Consider the following 3637-nt stretch of genomic DNA (forward strand, 5'->3'; position numbering starts at 1 on the left):
AGAAGTAGCTGTAGCACCTGAGACTGCTGCTGAGCCAGAAGAAGTAGCAGAGGAAGAAACAGCTCCTGCTGAACCTGTCGAAGTAGCTGTAGCCATAGATGAAGAAGCCCTAAAGAAATCAGGACAACTCTTCGCAAGTAACTGTGCCAGTTGTCATGCGGGTGGAAAGAATTTACTCAATCCCCAAAAAACTCTGAAAAAGGATGCCCTTGAGAAGTATGGCATGTACTCTAAGGACAAGATCGTTTACCAGATCACCAATGGTAAGCCCCCCATGCCAGCCTTCAAAGGTCGTCTAAAAGCGGATCAGATTGCAGGGCTTGCTGATTATGTGTTGAATCAAGCTGACAATGGTTGGCAGTAGATTGATACAATCGGGTTTCCAAACGATTTGTGAAACTCAATCGTAAGCCATCAGTGATCAGCTATCAGCTATCAGCTATCAGTTATCAGTGATCAGCTATCAGCTATCAGCTAAAGGCTGACTGCTGACCACTGACGGCTGACAGCTAAATTCTTACTCACAACCTATTTAGAATTCCTAGATTACTAAAGGAATTGAAACTTTAAGTTAGTGGTTAGTAGTTATTTGTTGGTGGTATTTTCATTACCAAGTAACTGCTGACCACTAATTCATTTTTATAGTAGACTTAGCGGCAGTTGTCCGGAATAGGGAACAGGGAATCGGAACCCACCCCGTTCCCCTCCCAGGAGGGGAACGGGAATCGGGAATCGGGAATGAGGAGACAGATTACCTACCAGAAGGAAGCTAGGTTTTTTGATAACTGATTATCTGAACCTAATATTAAAGGTTTACCTCATCTCCCTATCTCCCTATCTCCCTATCTCCCTATCTCCCCATCTCCCTATCTCCCTATCTCCCCATTCCCCTGAGCACAAACCCCTAAGATTCAGATTCCTCTTGCTCTATTGGCAGACCTATATCAAGAAAAATCAAAAATTTTGCATCAGGCATCAACTGCTTCATAGCCTGGGAATGCCTCTTGGCATCGGAAAGGTTGTCAAACCGAGCGAAAACTAGTGGTGGCATGTGGGGCAATAGCCGAATCATTACCCATGGGTATAGTTGACTGTAAGACATAATATAAGTTGTCTCCTGTAAATGGGGATCAAGAGCCAGCCCGAGCCCCGACAAGATCTCCGGGCTGGCTCTTCCGTGGAATTTATTCTCCACGTTTTCAGTATATCATAAAAAACATTATATTATAACATATTTTTTAAATTTTGTAAAAAAAATGGTTAGGAAGAAGGGAGTAGGGAGTAGGGAGTAGGGAGTAGGGAATCGGGAATCGGGAACAGGGCTATAATTTTGTATTTTCTTAAGTTTTTTTTGTCAGGATTTGTGATATATTCTCGGTAGTCTTTGGTAACACAATCTTAATCAGCTATAGCGAACCGGTTTCTAATGGAAACTGCTCTGCTTCGGTTTTCCTTAGGGATTCTAATCGCAAAGGCATAGCAAACCCATCTTAATTAATAAGCAAAAATCCGATAAGCATCACTACTATAACTATCACTACTTAGACTATGTATCTGTGATCAAGTAGGCGTTTCAAATATAGCGGTTTATAGCCTAATCAGGTACACAGGATTTGTTCCCTGTTCCCTGTTCCCTGTTCCCTCTTCCCTTCTATTCCCTACTCCCTAAAACCCAAAAATTTCTAAGTCACATTAATAACTGCTATAAATGCTAATGAAATCTCAAACAATTCTAGCGAGATATGCCCAAGGAGAAAGGGATTTCCGAAAGGTAAATCTCAGGGGTCAGTCATTCCAAGGGAGAAACCTTTCTGGGGCAGATTTTAGTGAAGCTGATCTTAGAGGAGCTAACTTTAAGAATGCAATGCTAAGGGGAACTAAGTTCTGTAAGGCTAAGGCGGGATTACAAAGATCCTGGTCAATTGTTATTCTATTGGTTTCATCCATAGCGTTAATACTATCAGGAATTACATCCTTTTATGGTGGATGTTATACAGGATTTATTGTTAACTATGTCAAGGGATCAAACCTAATCTTTGCCTGGATCGGGTTGGTGGCAATAATTGTTTTATTTGTTGTTATCCTGAATCAAGGTATTGAGACAGTCCAAGCCTTAGTGGTAGCCTTTGTCTTCGCCTTCGCCATAGCTGTCGCTTTAGCAGGAGCCTTTGCCTTAGCCTTTCCCTTCGCTCTAGCCTTTGCCTTAGGCTTACCCTTGGTTATAGCCCTAGCCGTAGCGACAACTGGAGCCGGAGCGGGAGTCTTAGATGGTGTCTTAGTAGGAGTCTTAGGGTTGTTAGTAGCAGTAGGTGCAGCTGTAGCAGGAGTCTTGGCCGTAGAGCAGTTACCCTTGCCCTTTGCCAAAACAGGACCCTTGGGCTTGGAGGTGGCCTCTGCCATAGCTGGAACCTTAGCCTTCCTGTTGGCCTTACTTGGTTCTTACCTCGGCTGGGATGCTCTCAACGAAAACCCTAAACATGCCTGGATTCGGAAGAATGCGATCGCATTTGCGGCTACAGGGGGTACTAGCTTTTACAATGCTGACCTAACCGATGCTGACTTTACCGGAGCTACCCTCAACAGTACAGATTTAAGACAGGCTAATCTTACTGGTGCTAGTTTGGAAAATACTAGTAAACTTGACTTGGCTAGACAGAGCTAAGGTAAGCTATCAGCCGTCAGCAATCAGCCGTCAGCCGTCAGCCGTAAACTGATAGCTGATAGCTGATAGCTGGTTATAGCGCTATACTTATTCCGTTTCTTAATTTGCTGCAATCATAAAATATGATATAATAATCAGTGAATATACTGAAGCCAATTTCTAACCGAAACTATTTTCCTTCGGTTTTAGTCAGGGTGTCTAATCCCTAAGTCAGGGTAAATACATCTAAATTAATTAATCAGCAAAAATAATCTAATTGTTAATACTTAAGGTCAGTGGTCAGCTTGTTTTATTCAAAAGCTGTTCGCGTAGCGTGTGCGTAGCACATAAGCTGGATGCTGAATGCTGACAGCTGATAACTGACCGCTCACTATATGACTATCACTAATGGAAGCTAATGAAGTTCTAACCAGATATAAGAATGGAGAAAGAGATTTCCGCAGAGTAAATCTCAGAGGTCAATCTTTCCAGGGGCAAGACCTTTCAGGGGCAGATCTTAGTGAAGCTGATATTAGGGGAGCAAACTTTAATAGTGCTATTCTAACCGGAACTAACTTCTGTGATGCCAAGGCTGGATTACAAAAACGGTGGGTAACTGTTCTTTTGTTAGTTTCCTGGATAGTGTCAGGACTATCAGGAATTGCCTCATTACTTGGTGGGGAGGTAGTAGCGTTAATCTTTGACTCTAACGACCAAAGTCTCCTTAACGACCAAGTCTCCGGTTGCATAGGTTTGGTTACTCTAATTATAGTATATAGTGTTATTCTGCGTCAAGGTATCGGTTCAGTAATCGCCATCGCCATCGCCTTCGCCAGCACCATCGCCAGCGCCATTCCTATCGCCTTTATCATCGCCAGCGCCTTCGATCTCGGCATTATCATCGCTATTGGCATCGGCATTCTCATCACCATCAACATCACTATCACCAGCGCCATCGCCAGCGCCATCCCCATCACCAGCGCCATCACCAGCGCC

The 3637-nt window shown here is 43.5% G+C and carries 4 protein-coding genes; 3 read left to right on the forward strand and 1 reads right to left on the reverse strand.

The genetic code is table 11. The annotated features are described in order from the left end of the window. A partial coding sequence (locus tag AC4II3_RS08595; protein ID WP_488011954.1) for a c-type cytochrome occupies window positions 1–364 on the forward strand: 364 nt, incomplete at its 5' end. 540 nt (window positions 365–904) lie between these two features. Here the strand turns inward: AC4II3_RS08595 and AC4II3_RS08600 are convergent. After that, window positions 905–1102: a hypothetical protein gene (locus AC4II3_RS08600; protein WP_488011956.1), complete on the reverse strand. Its 198-nt coding sequence runs from the start codon at window positions 1100–1102 to the stop codon at window positions 905–907. Window positions 1103–1714: 612 nt separating this feature from the next. Here AC4II3_RS08600 and AC4II3_RS08605 point away from each other — a divergent pair. After that, window positions 1715–2662 carry a pentapeptide repeat-containing protein gene (locus tag AC4II3_RS08605; RefSeq protein ID WP_488011958.1) on the forward strand — a complete coding sequence of 316 codons (948 nt, stop codon included), beginning with the start codon at window positions 1715–1717 and terminating at the stop codon, window positions 2660–2662. 387 nt (window positions 2663–3049) lie between these two features. After that, window positions 3050–3637: pentapeptide repeat-containing protein (locus AC4II3_RS08610; protein ID WP_490722804.1), on the forward strand; the 588-nt coding region annotated here is incomplete at its 3' end.

The sequence above is a fragment of the Moorena sp. genome, assembly GCF_982860115.1.